This is a genomic window from Nocardia noduli (genome assembly GCF_019038455.1).
Taxonomy (GTDB): domain Bacteria; phylum Actinomycetota; class Actinomycetes; order Mycobacteriales; family Mycobacteriaceae; genus Nocardia; species Nocardia noduli.
The window spans coordinates 1-413 of record NZ_JAFMPL010000300.1 but is presented as its reverse complement, the minus strand read 5'-3'; the positions used below and the strand labels follow the sequence as shown (position 1 = coordinate 413).

The window sequence follows — 413 nt, the reverse complement described above, 5'->3', positions numbered from 1 at the left end:
ACCCGAAGATCGCGTTCGAGATGCCGCCGGCTTCGTTGGGCGGGGGCGTCATCTGCGTGAACAGCGCCACGCTGAGGCCGCCGATGCCCAGGCGGATCGTCTCCCAGAGGATCCAGACCAGCCAGAACACGCCGAAGGCCATGGCCGCCAGCGACAGGCCGAGGGCGATGTTGTTCAGGCGCTTGCGGCTGGCGTAGCGCGCCTGCCGTTCGCTGGCCGTCCGGGCCGCGGAAATGAGTTGCTGCGAGGTGCTCACGAGCGGGTTCCTTCATTCTTCTGCAGGCGCGACAGCAGCACCTTGGAGAGCGACAGCACGACGAAGGTGATGAAGAACAGCACCAGGCCCAGATAGATCAGCGAGGCCTGGTGGAGGCCTTCGCCGGCTTCCGCGAATTCGTTGGCGAGTGCCGACG

1 pseudogene is annotated in these 413 nt (G+C 66.1%); it reads right to left on the bottom strand.

What is annotated here, in order from left to right:
- Positions 1-256 (bottom strand): annotated as a pseudogene (locus JZ792_RS43775) (hypothetical protein); the annotation flags it as partial.
- Positions 257-413: the final 157 nt, after the last annotated feature.